28 protein-coding genes and 1 pseudogene are annotated in these 22,712 nt (G+C 36.4%); 8 read left to right on the forward strand and 21 right to left on the reverse strand.

The annotated features are described in order from the left end of the window. Nucleotides 1-54: 54 nt before the first annotated feature. The 8 genes and pseudogenes from ACFFHF_RS22280 to ACFFHF_RS22315 form a co-directional block, all read right to left on the reverse strand. Nucleotides 55-1,083 carry an EAL and HDOD domain-containing protein gene (locus ACFFHF_RS22280; RefSeq protein ID WP_377059097.1) on the reverse strand — a complete coding sequence of 343 codons (1,029 nt, stop codon included), beginning with the start codon at nt 1,081-1,083 and terminating at the stop codon, nt 55-57. Between the two features lie 2 nt (nt 1,084-1,085). After that, nucleotides 1,086-1,301: a hypothetical protein gene (locus ACFFHF_RS22285; protein WP_377059098.1), complete on the reverse strand. Its 216-nt coding sequence runs from the start codon at nt 1,299-1,301 to the stop codon at nt 1,086-1,088. A 149-nt stretch (nt 1,302-1,450) separates the two neighbouring features. Beyond that, nucleotides 1,451-2,746, reverse strand: a complete 1,296-nt coding sequence (locus ACFFHF_RS22290) for an NCS2 family permease (protein WP_377059150.1) — start codon at nt 2,744-2,746, stop codon at nt 1,451-1,453. Between the two features lie 115 nt (nt 2,747-2,861). Beyond that, nucleotides 2,862-3,434 (reverse strand): TlpA disulfide reductase family protein, encoded by a 573-nt coding sequence (locus tag ACFFHF_RS22295; RefSeq protein WP_160549080.1) that lies wholly within the window; start codon nt 3,432-3,434, stop codon nt 2,862-2,864. 85 nt (nt 3,435-3,519) lie between these two features. Beyond that, nucleotides 3,520-4,302, reverse strand: coding sequence for a hypothetical protein (locus ACFFHF_RS22300; protein WP_377059099.1), 783 nt, complete (start codon nt 4,300-4,302; stop codon nt 3,520-3,522). 72 nt (nt 4,303-4,374) lie between these two features. Next, nucleotides 4,375-4,569, reverse strand: coding sequence for a hypothetical protein (locus tag ACFFHF_RS22305; protein ID WP_160549078.1), 195 nt, complete (start codon nt 4,567-4,569; stop codon nt 4,375-4,377). A 39-nt stretch (nt 4,570-4,608) separates the two neighbouring features. Further along, nucleotides 4,609-4,953, reverse strand: a pseudogene (locus ACFFHF_RS22310) (patatin-like phospholipase family protein); the annotation flags it as partial. A gap of 73 nt (nt 4,954-5,026) precedes the next feature. Continuing rightward, a complete protein-coding gene (locus tag ACFFHF_RS22315; RefSeq protein WP_160549076.1) occupies nt 5,027-5,350 on the reverse strand; it encodes a DUF4870 domain-containing protein in 324 nt (107 codons plus the stop codon). A gap of 158 nt (nt 5,351-5,508) precedes the next feature. Here ACFFHF_RS22315 and ACFFHF_RS22320 point away from each other — a divergent pair, with 158 nt between their 5' ends. From ACFFHF_RS22320 to ACFFHF_RS22330, 3 genes are all read left to right on the forward strand, one after another. Continuing rightward, nucleotides 5,509-6,288 (forward strand): undecaprenyl-diphosphate phosphatase, encoded by a 780-nt coding sequence (locus ACFFHF_RS22320; RefSeq protein ID WP_377059151.1) that lies wholly within the window; start codon nt 5,509-5,511, stop codon nt 6,286-6,288. Between the two features lie 73 nt (nt 6,289-6,361). Next, nucleotides 6,362-7,489, forward strand: coding sequence for an amidohydrolase (locus ACFFHF_RS22325; RefSeq protein WP_340904253.1), 1,128 nt, complete (start codon nt 6,362-6,364; stop codon nt 7,487-7,489). Between the two features lie 300 nt (nt 7,490-7,789). Next, nucleotides 7,790-8,368 (forward strand): GNAT family N-acetyltransferase, encoded by a 579-nt coding sequence (locus ACFFHF_RS22330; protein WP_340904255.1) that lies wholly within the window; start codon nt 7,790-7,792, stop codon nt 8,366-8,368. 52 nt (nt 8,369-8,420) lie between these two features. Here ACFFHF_RS22330 and ACFFHF_RS22335 read toward each other — a convergent pair whose 3' ends face one another. Further along, entirely contained in the window at nt 8,421-8,570 is a 150-nt protein-coding gene (locus ACFFHF_RS22335) for a hypothetical protein (RefSeq protein WP_377059100.1), read from the reverse strand. A gap of 203 nt (nt 8,571-8,773) precedes the next feature. Between ACFFHF_RS22335 and ACFFHF_RS22340 the strand changes: the two genes are divergently transcribed. Continuing rightward, nucleotides 8,774-10,138 carry an MATE family efflux transporter gene (locus ACFFHF_RS22340; protein WP_377059101.1) on the forward strand — a complete coding sequence of 455 codons (1,365 nt, stop codon included), beginning with the start codon at nt 8,774-8,776 and terminating at the stop codon, nt 10,136-10,138. 17 nt (nt 10,139-10,155) lie between these two features. Here the strand turns inward: ACFFHF_RS22340 and ACFFHF_RS22345 are convergent, their stop codons facing one another. Beyond that, a complete protein-coding gene (locus ACFFHF_RS22345; RefSeq protein WP_377059102.1) occupies nt 10,156-10,932 on the reverse strand; it encodes an SDR family oxidoreductase in 777 nt (258 codons plus the stop codon). A 158-nt stretch (nt 10,933-11,090) separates the two neighbouring features. Here ACFFHF_RS22345 and ACFFHF_RS22350 point away from each other — a divergent pair, with 158 nt between their 5' ends. Together ACFFHF_RS22350 and ACFFHF_RS22355 are read left to right on the forward strand one after the other, a co-directional pair. Beyond that, complete coding sequence (locus ACFFHF_RS22350) at nt 11,091-11,567, forward strand: Hsp20/alpha crystallin family protein (RefSeq protein WP_340904266.1); 477 nt, start codon at nt 11,091-11,093, stop codon at nt 11,565-11,567. A 74-nt stretch (nt 11,568-11,641) separates the two neighbouring features. Continuing rightward, entirely contained in the window at nt 11,642-11,989 is a 348-nt protein-coding gene (locus ACFFHF_RS22355; RefSeq protein ID WP_377059103.1) for an Hsp20/alpha crystallin family protein, read from the forward strand. Here the strand turns inward: ACFFHF_RS22355 and ACFFHF_RS22360 are convergent. Genes ACFFHF_RS22360 through ACFFHF_RS22375 form a run of 4 tightly spaced genes read right to left on the reverse strand, consistent with a single transcriptional unit; the run spans nt 11,986 to nt 15,516 of the window. Beyond that, nucleotides 11,986-12,435: a FixH family protein gene (locus ACFFHF_RS22360; protein ID WP_340904271.1), complete on the reverse strand. Its 450-nt coding sequence runs from the start codon at nt 12,433-12,435 to the stop codon at nt 11,986-11,988. The genes ACFFHF_RS22355 and ACFFHF_RS22360 overlap by 4 nt on opposite strands. A 36-nt stretch (nt 12,436-12,471) precedes the next feature. Then, nucleotides 12,472-13,866: a sensor histidine kinase gene (locus tag ACFFHF_RS22365; protein ID WP_377059104.1), complete on the reverse strand. Its 1,395-nt coding sequence runs from the start codon at nt 13,864-13,866 to the stop codon at nt 12,472-12,474. Then, the gene (locus ACFFHF_RS22370; protein ID WP_377059105.1) at nt 13,850-14,545 is read right to left on the reverse strand and encodes a response regulator transcription factor; all 696 of its coding nucleotides are present in this window, start codon (nt 14,543-14,545) and stop codon (nt 13,850-13,852) included. Before ACFFHF_RS22370 ends, ACFFHF_RS22365 begins: the two co-directional genes overlap by 17 nt. Then, entirely contained in the window at nt 14,545-15,516 is a 972-nt protein-coding gene (locus ACFFHF_RS22375) for a YncE family protein (protein WP_340904275.1), read from the reverse strand. The genes ACFFHF_RS22370 and ACFFHF_RS22375 overlap by 1 nt, the downstream gene beginning before the upstream one ends. A gap of 154 nt (nt 15,517-15,670) precedes the next feature. Here ACFFHF_RS22375 and trhA point away from each other — a divergent pair, with 154 nt between their 5' ends. Next, nucleotides 15,671-16,309, forward strand: coding sequence for a PAQR family membrane homeostasis protein TrhA (gene trhA, locus ACFFHF_RS22380; protein ID WP_160549065.1), 639 nt, complete (start codon nt 15,671-15,673; stop codon nt 16,307-16,309). Nucleotides 16,310-16,318: 9 nt separating this feature from the next. On the opposite strand, the gene yoyC is transcribed toward trhA, so the two are convergent. Next, nucleotides 16,319-16,588: a protein YoyC gene (gene yoyC, locus ACFFHF_RS22385; RefSeq protein WP_340904278.1), complete on the reverse strand. Its 270-nt coding sequence runs from the start codon at nt 16,586-16,588 to the stop codon at nt 16,319-16,321. 98 nt (nt 16,589-16,686) lie between these two features. Here yoyC and ACFFHF_RS22390 point away from each other — a divergent pair, with 98 nt between their 5' ends. Next, nucleotides 16,687-16,935 carry a DNA alkylation repair protein gene (locus tag ACFFHF_RS22390; protein WP_160549063.1) on the forward strand — a complete coding sequence of 83 codons (249 nt, stop codon included), beginning with the start codon at nt 16,687-16,689 and terminating at the stop codon, nt 16,933-16,935. Between the two features lie 37 nt (nt 16,936-16,972). Here the strand turns inward: ACFFHF_RS22390 and ACFFHF_RS22395 are convergent, their stop codons facing one another. The 6 genes from ACFFHF_RS22395 to ACFFHF_RS22420 all read right to left on the reverse strand — a co-directional run bounded on the left by ACFFHF_RS22395 (nt 16,973) and on the right by ACFFHF_RS22420 (nt 22,692). Further along, a complete protein-coding gene (locus ACFFHF_RS22395; protein ID WP_160549062.1) occupies nt 16,973-17,896 on the reverse strand; it encodes a CobW family GTP-binding protein in 924 nt (307 codons plus the stop codon). A 67-nt stretch (nt 17,897-17,963) separates the two neighbouring features. After that, entirely contained in the window at nt 17,964-18,896 is a 933-nt protein-coding gene (locus ACFFHF_RS22400; protein WP_160549061.1) for an LCP family protein, read from the reverse strand. 115 nt (nt 18,897-19,011) lie between these two features. Further along, complete coding sequence (locus tag ACFFHF_RS22405; RefSeq protein ID WP_160549060.1) at nt 19,012-20,496, reverse strand: lmo1851 family serine protease; 1,485 nt, start codon at nt 20,494-20,496, stop codon at nt 19,012-19,014. An 80-nt stretch (nt 20,497-20,576) separates the two neighbouring features. Continuing rightward, a complete protein-coding gene (locus tag ACFFHF_RS22410; RefSeq protein WP_160549059.1) occupies nt 20,577-21,446 on the reverse strand; it encodes a M15 family metallopeptidase in 870 nt (289 codons plus the stop codon). Nucleotides 21,447-21,573: 127 nt separating this feature from the next. Continuing rightward, nucleotides 21,574-22,275 (reverse strand): purine-nucleoside phosphorylase, encoded by a 702-nt coding sequence (gene deoD, locus ACFFHF_RS22415; RefSeq protein WP_160549058.1) that lies wholly within the window; start codon nt 22,273-22,275, stop codon nt 21,574-21,576. 108 nt (nt 22,276-22,383) lie between these two features. Continuing rightward, nucleotides 22,384-22,692 (reverse strand): YodL domain-containing protein, encoded by a 309-nt coding sequence (locus ACFFHF_RS22420; RefSeq protein ID WP_377059106.1) that lies wholly within the window; start codon nt 22,690-22,692, stop codon nt 22,384-22,386. Between the last annotated feature and the right edge of the window lie 20 nt (nt 22,693-22,712).

Here is a 22,712-nt window from a genome sequence, read left to right on the forward strand (position 1 = left end):
TCTACATTTCCTCTATTGTACAATAAAGTACTTAAGTAGAACATGATTTGTATTTTAAAGATAGCAAATATCTTCTACAACCATTCGATTAGACCAATTGATTGCTTCAGCATATAGTTTAAATAAATCTGTTTCCATGATTTCAAGCTTTTTACAAATATCTCCGATTATTTTCCATTGTGCTTTTTCAACAGCAACAGCAAGGTCCAACACATCTTTATACTCATTCTGGACCCCCATTAACGCCTGAATCATTTCCTCGTTTAGTGGAAGTGAATCAGTCATTTTCTCTATCGGAAATGCTTTGAGCCCATTCATAAATGAAAAAATACCGGTCATAAAATATCCGGGTATTTTTTCGGATTGATCATTCCGTAATCTTCCAATTTTTTCGCAAAGTTTTCCTCTAGTTAAACATAGTTTTGCCACGTCTATGGAGACATTCGACGTTTGCGTTAATTCTTCTCTTGCTGCCAAAACATAGATCCAGTTTTCTATTTCAAAAGGTCCAAACTGTTTAACTGCTTGGCGAATATGATAGATTTTTTCTTTTAATTTATTTGCCGGTGAATTGATTAGTTTTAAAATTTTGTATGATAATGAAGGATCTCTTTCTATAAATTCAACTATATCATTTACAGATGTTTTTTCCTTTGAAATAAATGCTCTCATTTCAACATAAGAGGTAAAATAAGCTGGAATATCAAAAGTTGAGAAAATGGCAGGCTTAGAAAAGTAATAGCCCTGAAACAGACTATAACCATTTGATTTTGCTTCCAAATATTCTTCACTGGTTTCTATTTTTTCAGCAATTAAGATCGTATCAGTTGCCAATGCCTTTTTATTTATGTGCTTGCGTACGTTCTTATCTGTTTTTTGAAAATCTACCTTTACATAATCTGTCTGTTCTAAAATGTCTTTTGAATAGGGGTTCAGTTCATCTAACATGCTAGAATTAATGGAAATTCTATATTGACTTTTCTTCATTTCTTTTATAATTTCTAATAGATTTCTACTTGGGCGTGTAGTTTCAACTAACTCAATGACTATTTTCTTAGAACAAACATAGGAAGGTAACCTCATATCTAATAATTTTCTGTAAAGTTAATGAAACACGGCCTTCCTTCAGAAAGAGCATCTATCCCTATATTTAGAAAGCTATTAATGATCAACTCAGTAGTAGCTCGGTCCCCATCTATGTTTGGAAATTCATTAATATGATTATTTCGGTAAAGCAGCTCGTAAGCAACTATCCCTTCTTCTTGATTAAATATCGGCTGCCTTGCAACAAAAACTTCCATTTTTTAATCCCTCCGACCATTGCTCTTTGGCGAATATTTATATTTTATCGGAGGTAAAACATAGATACTGTCGAAGTTTGTAGGAAAGAAAATTTTTATTCTTCTTAAAAAATAAGGAGCATCTCCTAAAAAGAGATACTCCTTAACAATCATATATAATGTGTAAAGAAATTTACTAGGAATAAAAAAGCAATAATATAAAGAGGTACAGAAACTTCTTTCGCTTTTCCTATTGAAATTTTCACTAGCGGATATAGGATAAATCCGATCGCAATTCCGTCAGCAATGCTATACGTGAATGGGATCATTACAATCATAATCAACGCAGGAAAGCTCTCGCCTAAATCCTTCATGTCAATGTTTCGGATATTCTGAAGCATTAATCCACCAATGATAATGAGAATAGGTGCGATTGCCGAGTTTGGTATCCACTTAAAAACCGGGATAAAAAATGCGGAAGCTGCAAATAAAAGTCCTGTTGTTACAGCTGTTAATCCTGTTTTTCCACCTGCAGCCATACTGGATATACTCTCCACTGTCGAGACAGTTGGACTTGTTCCGAAAATAGCTGAAACAAAGGCAGATATAGAATTCGCTTGTAAACCTTTGGAAAACTTTTCTGGACGTTTAATAAATTGCGCGTGGCCATGAACCAATCCGATGTTTTCAAATATTAGTACCATCGATAATGAGAATACCGCAACCCAAAAAGAAAAAGTAAACAGTTTAGCAAACGACATAGCCCCAAACACTTCAAAGTACTCGCTAATGTTGAAACTTACCTGACTTTCTTCCGCAACATCGATTATCCCGAAAGACCAAGCAATCAGTGTTCCAAATGCTATTGTTAGCAGAAAATTCCCTGGAACTCCTCTTAAAAACAAAATAACCGCAATCACAAAGGTGATGATAGAAGCTAATACACTAGGTTCGTTTAATGCACCAAGTGCTATTATACTATTGGTTCCTTTTACAATTAAGCCGGCTTTTTCCAGACCAATAAACATGAGGAATAGCCCTAAACCAACGGTTATCGCTTCCTTTAACGACTGTGGAATTGCCTGACTAAGCTTAATAGACAAGCTAGTAAAAGCTACAATCATAAACATAATTCCTGATACAAATACAACCGCTAACGCTTCCTGCCAGCTAAGACCCATTGTTTGCACTAGAGTATAAGAAAAAAGTGCGTTAATTCCCATTCCTGGAACGAGAATAATCGGTGCATTCGCCCACAAGCCCATAAGAAGACAACCGACAACTGATGTAAGAATAGTCGCGATTATTGCTCCTTCAAGCGGAATACCTGCTTCAGATAAGATAAGCGAATTGACAGCAACAATATAAACAATCGTGAAAAAGCCGATCGTTCCTGCAACTATCTCCTTTTGAATGGATGATTCATGCGCTTCAATCCTAAAAAAACGATGTAACCATGCACTTATCATATAGATTCCAATCTATTTAATTAGCCCTCTCCCTACCCGCTTTCACTCAATAAATATGAGTCAGCCACAATCATACATTTTATCACATTTTGCACTTACTGCCAATTCCTTGTTAAGGTAGCCGCATCAATTCTTTATACATATTTTCTTTATCAAGAGCACCTGTCACTTTATTTCTTATAACTCCTGTTGAATCAATAAAATAACTTGTAGGATATGCTAAAATTTCATATTCAGCAGAGACTTCTCCCTTTTCGTCTAATAGAATGGGAAATGTTAGCTTTTGGTCCTCGACGAAGGCTGTTACATCCTCAAGGCTATCTTCCGTGTTTGTCATGTTCAACGCAAGAATAACAAATCCATCATCCTTGTGTTCTTTATACAACTCCTCCATATGTGGCATTTCAGCCTTACAAGGCGGACACCAACTTGCCCAAAAGTTTAATAAAACCTTTTTTCCACGATAATCTGCTAGACTTACTTGGTTCCCGTTTAAATCCATTACTTGAATGTTTGGTGCCTGATTCTCCATTTTTATTCCTACCGGAAGACTATCAGCATCTTGAATGAGTTCGAATTTATTTCCGTCTACTTTGCTAATTAACCCCTTTTCTTTTAATAAAAACTTATCAACGACAAACAGTAATAAGACAATCAACGTAATGATGATCATAAATTTTCTCATGGTAAATCCTCCACAATAAAAACCAACCCTGGGTTGAAGTTGGTTTCATCATACTATAACTATTTCAATTATTCTATCTCACTGCTCAATGATTTCTATAGCGATAGATCTTGGTCAGAATAGAAAGGAGCATGACCTTTTCGAGATCGGTTAGCTCATCACTAAATGTAAGTATGGGTGTATTCTCATCTTTAATATGCCTGTCCCAAATACGCGGCAGAAAACCTCGTCTCACTCTAGCCAATATTTCTCCTTGAGAGTTGCATAGTTTGATGTCCGTAAAAAGGGAAGAGGATTGCAGGAATACTTCTTTTGTTGAATGATCTGTTTCTACCACATACCTTTTAAAAGGCTTCCTATGAACTCTCCCGACACATTGACCATCCATACGATTTATTATAATGTTTTTCCCTTTGAGAATAATTGTGAATAACTCCCCTCCATCCGATTTTGAAAAGGTATACGTTTTCGGGAAGAATTGATCTATAAAATAAGGAATAAACCATCTAAATTTGTATTGATAAACATCCTTTATTTCCACACTAAGTTGACCGTTTTGGCTAAATAGAAGCATCCTTAAAGATGGAGCAGGAAGAAACTGAACTGCCATTGAAGATCCAACAACAGACTCCTCTGTCGTCGTCTCATCAACTGTCTCATCCAAAACTTCCATTCTATGTTTATTAACTAGATAAATTTGATAAGCTATGAAACTGTACACGATAAAAGGCAAAGTTAATAGGACAACACTATGATGTTGTTTCAGAGTAACTCCGATACATATTAAGAAAAATGGTGGAATAAGTGCAACAATACTAGCATGTAAACTCGTCATGGCTGCGTAGTGATAATAGTTATGGATTTTCATAAAACAGTCTCCTTAGAAAAAATTTCCCTAATACATTCTATGAAACTGTTTCTCTATTCATGATACTTCTTCTTATCCTTGCACCCTTACTTTTGTTCGTTGAACAACATTCTTTACTTTTTTCAAACATGTTCCAATTAAAAAGAATAGTTTTTTTTCGACCTTTCCAGCTCCATACACGTAACGCTGATAAAAGAATTGAATAACCTCTTCAAGAAACAAGAGAGTAATAAAAGGTGCAAGCGCAAGTAAGACCCATACCGTCATTTAAATCTCCTCCCTGCTAAATGTGTTACAGTGTATTCAAAACAATTCAAAGTCAAAAGGTATTAGTCTTGATGGAATTTCATTGAAGATAAAATCCATTCCAAATAACTCCCGGTTTTTTATATAATTTTTCAAAGAGAGATAACGTGAATCCGATATATATTCAAGATTCACCCTTTTATTTCTCCCTTTCTGCTGTGATATATAAGAGGCAGCATTACACGCACCAGCAGATACTCCAATAACATAAGGAAAAGATAATCCTTTCTCTAAGAAGCTCTCTAACACACCTGCCGTATAAACTCCGCGCATTCCGCCGCCCTCTAGTACAAGACCGATTCCATCTAAAAACAAATCATTACTTCCTTTCTGCACATCCTTCATTTACATATTATAACAAATTTTTATTTTCTTACATACAAAAAAGCCCAGAGTCTTCCAGGCTTTATGAGAAATATTATCGGATGAGACGGAAAATAAACGGAATTCGATACGAAGTACCCTCGTACGCTTTAATTGCTCCAATAATTGTAAAGATAAATCCAGCCAATCCAACTACCCAAATGGTTAGAAAACCAATTAAGACAATCATTAAAATAAGGCTAACAAACGTGTAGATGGAGTAAGAGATAAAAAAGTTCATGTACTCTTTTCCATGGTAATCAATGTATGATGACGAATCTTTTTTAATAAGCCAAATTAGCAAGGGACCGATAAACACGGTAAAAAAACTAATTACATAAATGGCAGCAGCCAAGGTTCTTTCCTCATTTGTTGGCATTTTATTCACTCCTTTTTATCCTATAGTATTATTTACGGTTGAAATTATGAAAGGTTTCAAATGATTATACAAATAATTCCGGCTAAGAGAGTTCTTGTTCTGGACATGCTGCCATACATTTATAGTAGTCAACTTATAGAGAGGTGAAGCAGCTGATGATGTCAAAATTAGAAGCATTTGTACTTGGGATTATTCAGGGTTTAACTGAATTCATTCCCATCTCTAGTACGGGTCACTTGTATTTAGGAAGGCATTTATTTGGACTTGATGAAGCAGGTATTTTCTTAGATACGATGCTACATATCGGTACGCTATTAGCCGTTTTAGTCATTTATAAAAATGAAATCATAACAATAATAAAGAACCCATTTGGAAAACTTTCGAAACTTGTTATCATTGGTACGATCCCAGCAGTTGTAGTTGGGCTCTTATTAAGTGATTTATTTGATTCCATTTCAAAGACAGGTATAACAATTGGCTGGGAATTTATTTTTACAGGAATGATTTTATGGATCGCAGAAGCTGTACGTCGCGGTGACAAAACGCTACATTCTATCACATACGGAGACGCTTTATTCATCGGAACTTTCCAAGCTGCAGCTATCTTCCCTGCTGTTTCACGTTCAGGGTTAACTATTGCAGCAGGACTGTTCCGAAAGCTTGATCGAGAAACTGCTGCCTACTTCTCATTTCTACTTTCTATTCCCGCGATTGCTGGTGGAGTGGTTTTACAATTTGGAGAATTAGCATCTGGACAGGTTGAGAATATCAGCTTTAGCAGTCTTCTTGTTGCAACCATTGCTTCAGCTTTATTTGGATATTTTGCCATTGTTTGGATGGTAAATTTTTTAAAGAAGCACTCATTACGATTTTTTGCTGTGTATGTTTGGATATTAGGACTATTAATCATCATACTACAGTTGACGGGAATTTTTTAATACACTCACCTTTTGGTGGGTTTTTTTCAGATTGATTCTTAAATAGATTATGAATGAAAGTTAGGTTGAAAAGATGAACAAAATACTCTTAAAGAATGCTCATATTTATCCCATTACCTCAAAACCCATTCATTGTGGCGATATTCTAATCCTAGATGGAAAAATAAATAAAATACATTCTAAAATTGCTTCAGACAGTACAACAAAAATCATTGATTGCAACGGTTATTTTTTACTACCTGGTTTTATTGATACACATACTCATTTAGGTCTTTACGATGAAGGGACAGGATGGGCGGGTAATGATGCGAACGAAACCATCGATCCAATGAGTCCTCATGTTCGTGCCATAGATGGTGTATATCCACTTGACCCAGCCTTTTCAGATGCTATCAAGCATGGAATCACCACTGCTCATGTTATGCCAGGAAGCGCAAACGTAATTGGCGGGACGACCTCTGTGATTAAGACATTTGGAAAAAACATTGAAAAGATGATTGCGCAAGAAACAGCCGGTCTAAAAATTGCATTAGGGGAAAATCCTAAAAGAATTCATAGTCAAGGAAATAACGATTCGATCACTAGAATGGGAATCATGGGAATGCTTCGTGAAAAGTTTAGAGAAGCTCAGTATTGTGACAATCCAGATTTATTACGAATTGCTCCGATTGTTATGGCATTAAAACGGGAAATACCTGTTCGTATACATGCTCATCGGGCAGACGATATCATTTCGGCGGTTCGATTTGCAGAGGAATTTAACCTTGACTTACGAATAGAGCATTGTACAGAAGGTCATCTTGTTGCAGATGAATTGCAAGGGATGGGTCTTAAGGTAAGCGTCGGTCCAACCTTAACGAGGCGTTCAAAAGTCGAACTAAAGAACAAAAGTTGGAAAACGTATCAGGAATTAACTGACCATGGAGTAGAAGTCTCCATTACAACGGATCATCCATATACCCCTATTCAATACTTAAATGTATGTGCAGCGATTGCTACTCGAGAAGGATTATCAGAGCAAAAGGCATTAGAAGGAATTACTATATTACCAGCGCGAAATTTACGCATCGATAATAAAATCGGAAGCATTGAAATTGGTAAAGAGGCCGACCTTGTTCTTTGGAGTCATCACCCATTCCATTTTTTATCAAAACCGAAATGGACAATGATAAAAGGCACTATTGTATATAGTCAAGCGTGATTTTTGTAGGATTTTGTCTGTCAAAAATTGACGATAAAAATAGATCAATTTCTATGCATTTTCCTATTCCATTCGGTAATAAATTTTAGTATGATACTTTAGTGAGTAAATAGTAATTTATTTTATTAGAATAAAATATAGGCAAGACTAGGGAAGGCAAATGGTGCGCCACCAGGTATCTGGTTCTAGTGGGTTCGATTCCCACCCCGAAATTTTTTAGCACTACAAAAAATTTCGAGGGTAGGATCGGAGACTCTATTTGTCATGGAGTCGGACTGTCCTCATATTGGAGGGATACACATGATCAAGAAGCGCGAGCTTCACGACTGCCATGCACTTTACGATTTAATGACGCATCCAGAAGTCTTTCCTTTTGTACGTCAAAAGACACGTTGTTATGACGAATACCTATTTATTACAAAACAAACAATAGAAGCAGAAGAACGTGGAGAAATGATCTCTCGTACGATCCTTGATGAATGGGGTTCTCCAATAGGAACAATTAATTTGTTTGATATTGAGGACAATGCAGGCTTTCTTGGCACTTGGCTAGGAAAACCATATCATGGAAAAGGATACAATAAGATTGCCAAAGAAGCGTTTTTTGAAGAGCTATTTTATGAGTTAGGCATAGAGACCATCTATATGCGTATTAGAAAGGTTAACGTCCGCTCGCAAAAAGCAGCAGAGAAATTACCTTATGTTGTTTATGCTAATGAAACGAGAAAAGCTTTGCTTGACCAATTAAATAAAGATGAAGATCTTTATAACTTATATGAAATACCAAAAGATTTATACACATTGCATGTTAAGCGTGAAAGTCAGCATCAATCACTACAACCATTACATCAAGAATCAACACATTTATTAGAAGCATAAACGAAATTTCATATAATAAGAAGAAACGCTCTTTCTTAAAGGAGCGTTTCTTTTATTGTGGTTGCTGAGGAACTTCCTCCTGATACAATTCATGCGTACCGATTAGCTCACTTAGCTCTTCATTCGTAAGTGTTTCAAAACGTCCATCCATGTATATTACCTGAGTTTGATTGGGATTAATACGATTTAAATTGAAATTCATGCAGATCGCTTCCTTTCAAAAGATATTGTCTTCATTTTTTACAAAAGAATTATATTTCATTCATCCCTATCAAACTGTTCATAAAATTTAAAAAATATTATGACATGTTCGTGACAGGTATATGTCAAAAATTTGTTCGGTAACAGAAGTAATTGTGTTATAATTTCAAACATTAACTGAATAGAAACTGAGGAAAAAACATAATGAATCAAACACACACAAAGAAAGAGAAAATCAAACAGCTTTTATACATTCTTTTACCCATTCTTGTTACCCAACTCGCTTTATTTTCAATGAATTTTTTTGATACCACCATGTCAGGTCACTACAGTCCGATTGATTTAGCTGGTGTCGCCATTGGTTCGAGTATTTGGACACCTGTGTTTACAGGCTTAAGTGGAATATTACTTGCAATCACCCCAGTTGTATCACAATTAATTGGAGCAAAGAAACGTAAGGACATACCCTATCAGGTCATTCAAGGAGTTTATCTATCCATTACTCTAGCAATCGTTGTTCTTATCACAGGTGCATTTACTTTAAACTACATTCTTCAGTCTATGAGTCTTGAACCAGCTGTTGAACAAATTGCGCATGATTACTTAGTAGCACTTAGTTTCGGGATTATCCCCCTCTTTGTCTATCAAGTATTGCGCTCCTTTATTGATGCACTTGGAAAAACTAGAGTCACCATGCTTATTTCACTTTCCTCCCTTCCAATTAACATTACCTTTAACTATCTACTTATATATGGGAAATATGGGTTTCCAGAGCTCGGAGGAGTAGGTGCAGGGTATGCCACAGCTATAACATATTGGATTGTTACTGGGATTGCGGTTTGGATTATACATTCTAAAGAGTCTTTCTCAACCTTCCATGTATTCAGTAAGGTGTATCCATTAGCACTAAAAGCTTGGAAGGAAATCCTTATAATTGGAATTCCGATTGGCTTAGCAATATTTTTTGAAACGAGTATTTTTGCTGCAGTTACCCTTTTGATGAGTACCTTTAATACCGTTACAATTGCTTCTCATCAAGCGGCTCTCAACTTTGCATCTTTTTTGTACATGATTCCTCTCAGTATTTCAATGGCGCTGACAATAGTTGTTGGGTTTGAAGTGGGGGCAAAAAGGTACCGTGATGCACAAGTCTATAGCTGGATTGGATTAACGATGGCTGTTAGTCTGGCTCTTATATGCGGGATCATTTTAGCTTTACTGCGAACAGAAATAGCATCTATTTATACAAGTGATTATGAAGTTTTACAATTAACGGCACATTTCTTATTGTATGCATTATTTTTTCAGCTTTCAGATGCCATCCAAGCTCCTGTTCAAGGTGCCTTACGTGGCTACAAGGATGTAAACATCACATTTATTATGTCCCTTGTATCTTATTGGGTAGTTGGCCTTCCATTTGGTTACTACTTGGCTAATTACACCAATTGGGGAGCTTTTGGCTACTGGATTGGACTCATTTCAGGATTAGCCGTTGGCGCCATATGTTTATCAAGTCGTCTGATTTATCTACAAAGAAAAATATATAAAAAGGAGGCAAGCTCTAACTAACGTGCTTGCCTCTTTTCTTATGATTTATTATGAACTTTCCCGAGAACATCCACCCCTCCTGTTACAGGGATAATACTACCAGTTATAAAGCTCGACTGGTTATCAATTAGAAATGCAACAACCCTTGAGATATCTTCTCCCGTCCCTGGTCTACCAACTGGTGTACTTGTTAATACCTGTGATGTTGCTTCTAGTATATTCATCTCTTTCCAAAGGCCAGTAATGTCCCCTGGACAGACCATATTTGCTGTAATACCGTTTTCAGCCTCTTCAAGAGAAAGGGTTCTTGTTAAGCTGGCTAGCCCTGTTTTTGCAGCAGCGAAAGCTGAACGATAAACCCAGCCTGGCGCTGTTTCTACCCGATCAAATCCAATGGTTATGACTCTTCCCCACTTCTTCTCTCTCATCTTAGGAATTAATTCTCTAGTTAAATAAAAGACCGCGTTCAAGTTACCATTAATTAAATAATTCCATTCATCAAACGAGTAATCGGTTAGTCTTTTCCTTTCATGAATATAAGGCCCTGCGTTATGTATGAGTATGTCTATCGTAATATTTTTTTGTTTGATATGTTCACAAATTTGTATACAATCCTCTTGACTCGAAACATCACCCTGAATGAGTTCCATTCTGATTCCATATTTGGCGATTAATCCTTCTGCAAGGGTTATCGCTTCATTTTCACTGCTTCGATAGTTAACAACGAGATTTATTCCACTTTGAGCAAGCTCCTCGGCGATTTTCTTCCCAATACCCGTCGCTCCCCCTGTAATCAAAGCTGTTTTTAAATTCAAATCAATAACCTCACAATAAATAAATTTTGTATTCTCTAATAAATATACTAAAAAGAAGTTCGCTTGAATGCAAATATAAAGTGTCTGAATCGAATTTAACCATACCTAAGTTACTGCATAAGATGTAGTGGAGATTTTTTAAATTAGGGGTGGTACAAATGTTTCCATGGAATATGTTCCCTTTCGGAAAAGATATGAAGGGTAGTTTTCAAGGAATGAAACCTCAGGATATCGAGAAATACGTTCAGGAGACCATGAGCAAAGTGTTTAGCCAAGGAATGAATGGAGCCGGATTTTCACCTGATTTTGCTACAACTTCACACAGCAACCAGAATCCGACCTCTTTAAAAAAGGACACATATTCTGCTCATATCTTTGAAACACATGACTTCGTTTTTGCTATGATTCCCATTAAGAATGAAGACTGTCTTAGGAATATTAAAGTCTGTCATACTTCAAACCAGCTTATCATTGAAAATTTTCCAAATGAATCGGAAAAACAAGTTTACACCTTACCAGCAACTGTCAAGAAAAAAGGGGGAGTAGCAACTTACAAAGATGACGTTCTTGAAGTGAAAATTCCAAAAAGCACAGATTTTCAGTACTCAGAAATTGATGTGAAAGAAATTTTTTAAAGGGTGACCATGTGATGTTTTTTAATGATAACTGTAATCTAGAATCTTCCTGGAGAAAAGAAGTGGAGTCCACAATGAAGTGGACGATGGAGCTCCAGCAAAAAAACTTTCCTCGCTGTGATTTATATGAAGTTGATGAGGGCTTTATTCTAGAAGCAGAAATACCTGGCATAAAAATAAGTGATATACATGTTAGATTAGAGAAAGATGTTTGCATACTAACCGGTACATGTCGAACGATGAAAGATGGCATGCGGTACCACTTGAAAGAAAGACCACATCTTAGATTTGAAAAAAAAATAACGCTTCCTTCTCATATAAACAAAGAAGGAATACGTTATTCTCTTACAGATGGGATATTAACCATTAAACTACCAGTAGAAAACGAAGAGGTCGTCTTATTTATTCAAAGAGAGGATTAATGACCACTATGGTCCTCTTCTTCATCCATCATTGAGGAAGATGAATCCTCTTCTTTTTCACTGGCTGTACCCACAACGAACTCTTTTTTAGGCATATTGTGCATGCTTCTTGCCGTAACATGGGCGTATACATAATACGTTCCATCCGTATCAAACGTTCTTTCTAGGGAGTATACTCCGTTAGCATTATGCTGTACTTCAACTTTTTCATGATTTTCGTCATTTGCACGCCATATTTCAAAGGCAACTTCATCCGCATCTGTAACCTCTTCTTCACCGTAGGTTACTTTTGCTTCAAATAATACCTTCTGTCCTTTTTCGGCATGTTCAGGAGTAATCGTCAACTGTACATCTAAAAACTGAGGAATCTCATCCTCTTCTTGAACACAAGCCGTTAGGCTCAAAATTAACAATGTGAACATAAAAAAAATTAATCCTTTTTTCATTTTCTATTACTCCTTTCAGATTTTTCAACTCATTTTTTATATCACGGGAAGTATGATGGAGATACACGTTCCTTTTCCAAGGTTACTCTTGATTTCAAGCTCGCCTCCATGTAGTTTAATTAATTTGTTAGATATAGCCAACCCAAGGCCCGTGCCACCATCACTTCTAGTTCGGGCTTTGTTCACACGGAAAAATCTCTGAGTGACTCTTTGAATATCTTCCCTAGGAATACCAATACCCGTATCCTTTATGGAGAGTATACAACCTTTTTCATGTTTTGATAACAGAACCGTGATACGACCTCGCTCCGTATAATTAATTGCATTATCTACTATATTCTGAATTACCTGCTCAATTCTCCCCTCATCAGCATTTACGATAATATCAGGATCTAATTCTGTGTTTAGAAGCAATCCCTTCTGTTGCAAAGACGGACGGTATTTTTCCAAACAATCCTCAACAAGCTGTGCTAATGGTAGCGGACACATTTCTAAACGAAAATCTTCTGCGTCCAATCTCGATAAATCTAGTAAATCTCCAACAAGTCTTTCCATTCGTTTTGCTTCTCTATGTATTAATGCTAAATAACGCTCTTGATCTTGGGACGTCTTAGCTAGACCAGCTTTTAATGCCTCACTGTACCCCTTCACATAACTAATTGGGGTACGTAACTCATGAGATACATCTTCTAAAAATTCTTTTTTTCTTTCATCTTCTTTTTGTATAGATACCGACATGAGGTTAAAAGCGGTTCCTAATTGACCGATTTCATCTTTAGAAAAGACGGGTACTCTTGCCGAATAATCCCCAGCTGTTACTTTTTCAGCAGCCTGTTTCATTATTTCCAAGGGTTTAGTCATTTTCTTTACAAAAATGGTCCCTACGTAAACAGCCAGAATGACAAAAAGTACCCCGACCACCAGACCAATTAATGAAAAATCGTTTGTAAGCTCTGAGATTTTTGCTAAAGGTACATATAAATAAATGATCCCCTCAAGTCGATTCGAATCAATTAAAGGGACAATTACAGCCATCACGTCTCGATCAAAACGTTCTTCATATCCCATTTTTTCGACTGATTGACCATTAAGTAACTGATCTCTTTCTTCCGGAGCAATAATTGAATCATAATCGATTTCAAAAGGTAAGCAAGCGCTTAACTCTCTTGGGTTACTAACTATAAAAACCTCTGATTCGTTCTTTGTATTGTACCACTCTACTTTTTCAATTAATTCACTCGATAAAGGTCCACCTTCGTATTCAGTAGAGAGCTTTGTTCCTTCTTCCAATAACCCTCTTCTTACATTTTCAACGTATATTTTTTCATAGAAATAATGGGATAATAAAAACGAAAACCCAATGGTTATTATAATCGTTGTTGTAACAAACACCCAAAGTTTCTTTGAAAGGGTATTAGGAAGAAATTCCATTAGCAGGCACCTCAAACTTATAACCAATTCCCCAGACCGTTTCTATATAATCAGCCTTTCCAAGCTTCATACGTAAAGTTTTTATATGTGTATCAACCGTACGAAGACTTCCGTTATAACCTAAGCCCCAAACATGTTCAAGAAGTTGTTCTCTACTCAGTGCTTGACCTTGGTGCTCGATAAAGAAAAGTAGTACTTCATATTCCTTTAATGTCAGAACAATATGTTTATGTTGGATCATTACCTTTCGAGCATTCTTATCAATAAAAATAATACCTGCCTTAACCATTTCATTATCATTTTTAAATGTATGACTTCTTCTAAGGACCGCTTGAATTCTAGCAACAAGTTCTCCAGGACTAAACGGTTTCACAATATAATCGTCTGCCCCAGTTTTGAGTCCCTTCACTTTATCACATTCTTCTCCTTTTGCCGATAGGAAAATAATAGGCGTGTTTGATACAAGGCGAAGGTTTTCACAAACAACAAACCCATCATCCCCTGGCATCATAATGTCCAGTAAAATAATGTCAAAACGATTCGTAGAAACGTATTTATACGTCTCCTCACCATTTGCTGCAAGTGAACAAATCATACCTTCATTCTCAAGATACATCTTCAGTAACTGTCTCATATCCTCCTCATCATCCACGATGAGTACTTGAATTTGCTTTTCCATTAGTCAATCTCCCTAATGATTATTTGAAAGGGTCCTTTGCCGACCTTGACTGTCTTTCCTATGCTTAAATCTTTTTTCGTAACGAAATGAATATCATTACTATCGTAGCCCGCAACAATTAGCTGATCTTTATAATCTGTCATTTCAAAAGGATTCGCTCCCACAGTAATCTTCTCTTGAATTACTCCTTCATCTGATATTTTATAAAGACTATTTGAACCATGGCTTAAAGCAAATGTGCCGTCATTATTATGTAATAAGTTAATGGGCATAATAGGAGCTGAAATTTTCCGTTTTAACTCACCTGACTCACTATCATAAACATGGATATAACTTTCGATCTCAGAGCCTAGTCCATGGCCACCAATCCATATTTCATTCTTATCTTCCTGAATAATCGCTCCAGTTGCCGCTGAATGAATCGAAAATTGACTCGTTATTTCTTTGCTTTCGAGATCAACTTTGGTTAGTTTTTTTGAATTATAGCTTACTACAAATAATTGAGAGTGATTAGGTATTAACGCTAGTGGATTTCCGGTCTTTACCACTTCTTTGATTTCCTTCCCATCGAAAAGAAAGAATCTTACTGACTGCCTTTCTTGATCAGAGAAGGCAATTTCCTCACTTCCGGGCAGCAAAACCCCTTCGACGATTCCTTTACCTGTTTCCCAGCTTGTAACACGTTTTCCTGTTCGTAAAGAGTAAATATCAACTGTTTCGACCTGCTTTCCGTACAAAAGAAGTGAATCATTATCTGGTAATAAAACACCCCCGGTATAGGGCTTATTCATTGTCCATGTTTCGATTACTTTTGCTTCTTCAAGATCAACAAAAGAAAGCGACATATCTTTTATGTTGACTGTAATTGCTAGCGATTTATTGTCTGGAATGATTGGTTGATCGTTCGAACACCCCGAAACGATCCAGAGAAGTGCCCAAATAGTAGTTAGCCATACATGTTTTACCTTCATTTTCATAATACTCCTCATACAGTTCGAATACCGCATATTATACGACTTGCGTGTGAAATAAGTGTGAAATACAAAAATATATTAAAATGTTTTATTTGTTTGTCAATCTTTAGTAAAGTAAGAACATGATTATAAACGCAATGGAGTGATGATCTTGGCTGAAACTCATGTTTTTACAAAAGGAGAAGAAATCGCAAATTCAATTACTCATGGAATTGGAGCCCTACTTAGCATCACTGCTCTCGTTCTTCTTATTGTCTTTTCATCTCTTTACGGAAACGTATGGCATATTGTTAGCTTTACATTATATGGCTCAACAATGGTCCTTTTATATATTTCTTCAACATTGGTTCATAGTTTTCCACAAGGAAGGGTAAAGGATTTATTTGAAATCTTCGACCACTCATCCATCTATTTTTTTATCGCTGGGACCTATACTCCATTTTTATTTTTACTAGTCAAAGGTGCACTAGGCTGGACTTTGTTTGGAATCGTTTGGGGATTAGCGATTGGAGGAACTGTATTTAAAACCTTTTATGTGAAGAAATTTCTATTCATCTCCACTGCTTTATATGTAGTGATGGGTTGGTTAATCGTTTTTGCCTATAAGCCGATCTCTTCAGGCTTGGAGCCAACTGGGTGGTATTTACTCGTTATCGGTGGATTGTTATATACCTTTGGTTCCATTTTTTATGTATGGAGAGGATTTAAATTCCACCACGCCATTTGGCATCTGTTTGTTATTGCTGGGACCATTCTTCATTTCTTTTCAGTCCTTACCTTACTTCCGTAACAAAAGAAGCTACAGCTTCCTTGTTACGGACAATATCTTCTCCATTTCTTCCAAATGGATGACAAGAAGTGAAAGTTTCATGTCAGATTCGATGTCAGATTCAATCACCCTTTTTGTTGCTAAATAATATTTTTCATGGGGCTGTTTTCGAACGCGAGGATGGGAAAACTCATCCTTAAGTTCGCGTGATATCGCCTCTCTAAGAACGTCCTCATCATCTCCCTCATTAAGTAGACGATTATTCCATAGAGATCGATATGCTTCTATCACTTTCTTCATTTAAATTACAACCCTTCTATTTGTTAGTATTCAAATACATATTCCATAAAAAAAAGGAAAGAATATACATCATAAAAGAAGCGGAAGGAGAATCACAAATGGCTGAGCCTTATCGTTGTCCAAATTGCAAAACGAATCGAAGTCGTTTTAATCTTATTAAGCAACAACCACAATCAGTAAAGTTAGATCCTCAAACCGGTGACGTGATGGAGGAGTACTCACAAGAGCAGCTTTCTCCATTTCATATGGCTTACAAAGGTCCTTCTTATAAAGTTCAATGTGCAGCTTGTGGACTCATTGAAGACGAAAGAACTTTTGTTAAATTTGGCGAAAACCAAAACAATTAAAGCTTGGGCGTTTGTTCAAGCTTTCCAATCCCCCACACTAGACTTGCTTTTTTTCCAACTCTTCAAGCTTGCTTGAAATTTCATCCCACAGAATGTTTTCCCCAATAAATACTAGATTTAACGGCATATTCATTTCTTCTTTTATGTAAATCGGCATTCCATACGAAAACTGAAATAAATAGGGAAATGACGTAGATGAAAATTTCACATAACCCTTGATTCGATAAATCGTATCGGGCAATGCTTGTAGGAAGTTCTCAAACGCATCCAAATCAACTGCCTTTGAAAATGAGTAAACAAAAGTACTTAATTTCAAATCATTTTCAACATGACTTTTATTCAAATGTGGCTTTTTCTCATAGGAAAGAGATTGGATTTGCTTTATTGAAACATTAGAGTATGTAGTTAAAATGACAATTGCCTTTTCATTAAGTGATTGAATGCCGGTCGTAATGAGTATTTTTTCACCTTCACTTAATTCATCACTTTTATTAATGACAATTAAATCCGCATGTCTAATTTGTTCTGAAATCAACTGCTGAATTTGAGGAGAGTAGGTTCGGCGCTCTAACCAAAGTCTACCGTCAACAACGGTAAGAATTCCTTTCACATGCAGCTGGGTAGCAAATAGTGGGGACAGCACAGCATCTAAAGTTTCGACTGGATGAGCTGCTCCTGTTGTTTCGATGTATATACAATCTGGTTGATGAGTAATTAATAACTCTTGAAGTTGAGCTTCAAGTTTATCTTGAATCGTACAACAAATGCACCCACCTAGTAACTCTTTTAGTGGTACATCGTCATTAACTTCGTCGGAATCAATGGATACTTTTCCAAGTTCATTCATCAATACGGCAACCTTTCTGCCGCTCTCCTTCTCCGCTTTTAAAAGTTTCTTTAGTAAAGTCGTCTTACCGCTTCCTAAAAACCCCGATAATATATAAACTTCCGTTTGTTTCATCGCCTAGTTTCCCCCATTACCATAATTACATTTTACAGGAAATAGAGAAGATGTATGAACAACTTCCCTATTCACTTACCTCTTTTGATAAGAATTCAGAAATTGCGTCCTTATTTCTCTGCATATCCATATTTAATACTTCTCCTGCATGCTTAGTATATTTATTTGTGTAGCTATTTTCAACTGGTACTCGTAAGGTTTCAACATTTGAAACAGGATTTAGAATAAAAGTGGCTCCAAGTGTCAAGTAATCCTTAAGAGCAATGTCGGTGTCCACATGGTTAGCAACCTCTGTTAAAATATCTGGCAATTTTACAATTCCCTCAAATGATCCAAGTGTTTCAACCGCTTCATCCTTTAACGAGATAATGACCTCCTGCTGCCTCGCAACTCTTCCAAAATCACTCCTTGCATCATGCCTGAATCTTACATAATCCAAAAGCTGTTGGCCTTTAAGTACATGTATTCCCGGTTCACCTGAAATACGTAAATCCTTCATCATGGGTTTTGATACATCTACTTTTATCCCTTTTGGAGCAAGTATATCAACCACATTAATAAACCCTTGAAAATCAATCAGTGCTACATGATCTATTTTTACGTTGAAATTTTTTTCAACCGTTTCCTTTAATAACTTGTCCCCACCATAAAAATATGCGTGATTCAACTTACTTTTATTATATCCTGGTATTGTTACATAACTATCTCGCATTAAGGAAATCAGCTTTACCTGTTTGTTTAATGGCTCGTATTTTGCGAGCATAATGGTGTCTGATCTTGAGGATGCTCCCCCTCTACTATCAACTCCTAGTAATAAGACATTAATGTCCTTTTTATATGATTGAAATGGACGGAAACGTTCCACTGGGATCTCTTCACTTGTTTTTTCAACGGTTTTATTATAAATTTTGGGTTGATTATTCTCACCGTTCTCTTTCGAGGAGTAATAACCACAGCCTGCTAATAAAATAACCAGGAACACGGCCATCATATGTTTCATTGTTTTCACCTCGTCTGGAACTAAATTCTCTTATCAACTTAGAGATTAGTGTTTGTCGTTTTGTCCATTTTTACATAAAAAAAGCTCTCCCGAATAATGGGAAAGCTCTAACTAATTACTTTACTTCTTGTTGAAGAAGTTCTACTGCTTTTTGAAGCTGTGGGTCATTTTCTTTAATAAGATCTCTTAATTTCTCCATTAATAAAATGGTTGACTCCCCTTTTAGAATACCCGTTTGTTCAATATTTTGCTGTTTCTGGAATTCAATAACAGCTTTTTGAGTGGCTTCATCAAAGTATCCATCTTCTCGACCTGAGTCAATACCAAGAGCCTTTAACATTTGCTGGGCAGCCTTTACCTGAGTGGAAGCAACCGAAAGTTTTAACTCCTGCTCTGGATCTACATAAGCTATATTTGCGTATTCTGGCATTGCTACTTCAAAATCAGGAACAATTCCTTTTTCATGAATCCAATTTCCTTCTGGGGTTAACCATTTTTCTGTCGTATACTTCATATTCGAACCATCAGAAAAATCTTGAGCTCTTTGTACCGTCCCTTTACCAAAGGATTTCTCTCCAACCAATGGGACATCTGCTGATTCACTCACCGCTCCTGCCAGTATTTCCGAAGCGGAAGCACTTCCTTTATCAATAATCACAACTAATGGGATATCTGGGTTTTCCTTTTGCTCTGATTTAACCTCTTCAATATTCCCATCCCGGTCCTCAACCTTAAACAGCACTTTTCCTTCTGGGACAAACAAGCTCGAAATAGCAACCGCTTGGTTTAAAAGCCCCCCTGGATTTTGCCTTAAATCTAGAATTAGACCTTTCATTCCTTTAGATTGCAGATCATTTAAGATCGTAATTAACTCCGTTGAGGTATTCTCGGAAAAAGTCGTAATTTGAACTTTCGCAATCGTATCAGTTACCATCTCACCATAGACTGTTTCAATCGGAATTGTATCTCTTACAATTGAAAAGTTTAGAGGTTCTGACACACCAGGGCGTTGTACGACTAGCTTAACAGTTGTCCCTTTTTCTCCACGAATGAGTAATACTGCCTCTGTGGATCCCATTCCTTGAATGTTTTTTCCATCTACAGATACTACTTTATCGTTCGGCTTTAAACCAGCCTTTTCAGCAGGTGATCCCTTTAAAGGAGACACGATGATAATATAGCCATCCTTCTCCTGAATTTCAGCCCCTATCCCTTCAAATGAAGAAGATATACTCTCATGGAAGCTTGAAGCTTCTTCTTCATTCATATAGTCAGAATAAGGATCATCTAGTGATTGGAGCATTCCATCAATTGCCCCATTCACTAATTTTTTTTCATCGACTTCTTTAAAGTAATTATCTTGGATTGTATCAAAAGCATTGTATAGCTTCTCAAATTCTTTTCTCTCCGTGCCAGCGGTTACTACCTTTTCATCCCCAAATGCAAGAGCAAATGTAGTAATACCAGCTGCTAAAAATACCACTAAAAACAACAACATAACGAAATGAAATTTCTTTATTTGTATATAGGCTGATTTACCAGAACCTGATTGTTGTTCTTCAGGTCGTTGTTCATTTTCCAAATGCTTCACCACTTTCATTCCATAGGCTTGTTCTTACTGTTTAGAATAACATCTTTGCATTTGTTTTAACAAAGATTTTACTATATTAAAGTTGTTTATTATATTTTTTCAACGATATCAAAGTACTCTTCAAGCGTAATATTTTTTTCGAAGATGGTTTGTGCAGCGTCGACACCTACATACCGAAAATGCCAAGGCTCGTATTGATATCCTGTAATGGTTTCTTTTCCCTTTGGATATCGCAGAATAAACCCGTACTTATGTGCATTTGCTGCCAACCATTTCCCTTCATTTGTCTCACCGAAACTCTCAGTTAAACTTAAATTTGCACTTTTTGCTGATATATCCATAGCAAGTCCACTTTGGTGCTCACTATTTCCGGGTACGGCAACCACTTGCATTGCCTTTTCTTCTCCACTCTTCTTTACTTCTGCATCAAATATTATTCGTTGTCTTTCGTATGACCGATATCCAGATACAGCATATAGTTCGATTCCACTTGTTTTGGCTTCGGCAAACATATTCTCTAGTGCAACTGCCGCCTCTTGCCTCATTAAGCTTTTTTCTATTGTTTGATCTCCGAAGGAAAATGAAACATTCGGCTTCACAAGATCAGTAGGATTATAACTCTCTGGCAAAGCAAACATTTTATTTACAAGAGCAAGTACATTCAGTGGGTTTTGAATCACTTGTTTTCCATCAACTTCTTTCACATCGTTAAAAAAAATGGCCTCTAGAGTTGGTCCTTCAGGTAGACTATCCTGATCTTGAGTAGAATCTCCTGCAGCACCTTCAGTTGAATCATTTTGACCGTTATTTTCCTGGTCAACGATAGGTTCGTTATCCTTCTGTTCGTCCGTCTGTGTTGTTTCTTCCTTCTGATTGTTATTTAAGTATGGGATTTTACTAAAATCGCACCCGGACAATAAGAGGGTAATCCCTGCAATCGATAATAAATATTTACGCATTATTTCCACCTATCTTCATTTTCTAATACAATATTTCTATTTTATCATCAATAAAAAAATGCAGCATCCTTTTTGAATAAAAGAGAATAGAAAAAGCAGCTTCTAATTTTAGAAGCTGCTTCATTATTTATTGAATCGCCGCATCCAATGCAACAACAATCATGTCATTAAAAGTAGTTTGTCTTTCTTCCGCTGTCGTTTCTTCCCCAGTAAGAATATGATCGCTTACCGTTAGAACAGATAAAGCATTACGATCAAATTTAGCAGCTAAAGTATACAAAGCAGCTGTTTCCATTTCAATTGCTAGAATTTGGTATTTTGCCCATTTTTCAAGTTCACTGTTATCGTTATAGAACATGTCCGCAGTAAATACGTTTCCTACCTTTAAGTTCAAACCTTTCTCCACACCTACATCGTATGCACGCTTTAATAAATCAAAGTTCGCAGTAGGAGCGTAGTCAACACCACCAAAGGTTAGTCGATTCATTTGGGAATCTGTTGAAGCACTCATTGCTAAAATTACGTCTCTTACTTTAACATCCTTCTGAATTGCCCCACATGTACCTACTCGAATGAGGTTTTGAACATTATAACTATTCATTAATTCGTTTATGTAAATAGAAATTGATGGAACACCCATACCTGTTCCTTGTACAGATACTCGTTTCCCTTTATATGTTCCTGTAAATCCTAGCATTCCTCTAACTTCATTATAACAAGTAGCACCTTCTAAAAAGGTTTCTGCGATATATTTTGCTCGTAAAGGATCTCCTGGAAGAAGAACTGTTTCCGCTATTTCATTTTCTTTCGCGCCGATATGTACACTCATCTGATTTTCACTCCCGTTTTAGTTTACAGATATAATAATTCACCAAATAAAACTATACCATAATTCCTGTGAAAATAAAAAACTGCGGAGGGTGTCTCCACAGCTTTGTTAAAGTACGTGAATTCGACTTATTTTATTCCAACCACCTGGCTGAAGTTGATAGTAAGTAGTACCCTGTCTCCCCTCGTCAATATAAATAATATCACCTGTACCCATATATCGACCTTGATAATCATTTGGAATGCTGTCTTTTACATTGAATATACGAAATACGTCTTCTAAAACTTGCAGATGGGAACTTCCCGTTACATTCATACGATATACTTGTTTATACCCTTTCGTCTGCCTGAATTTGGGTGTTTGAAAGATCATTACTTCATACGTTTTTTTTAATAACCTGCTCCGTTCCTTTAACAACCTCAAGCCCCCCTTTATTA

This window comes from Robertmurraya beringensis, assembly GCF_042433785.1.
GTDB classification, from domain to species: Bacteria; Bacillota; Bacilli; order Bacillales; family Cytobacillaceae; genus Robertmurraya_A; species Robertmurraya_A beringensis.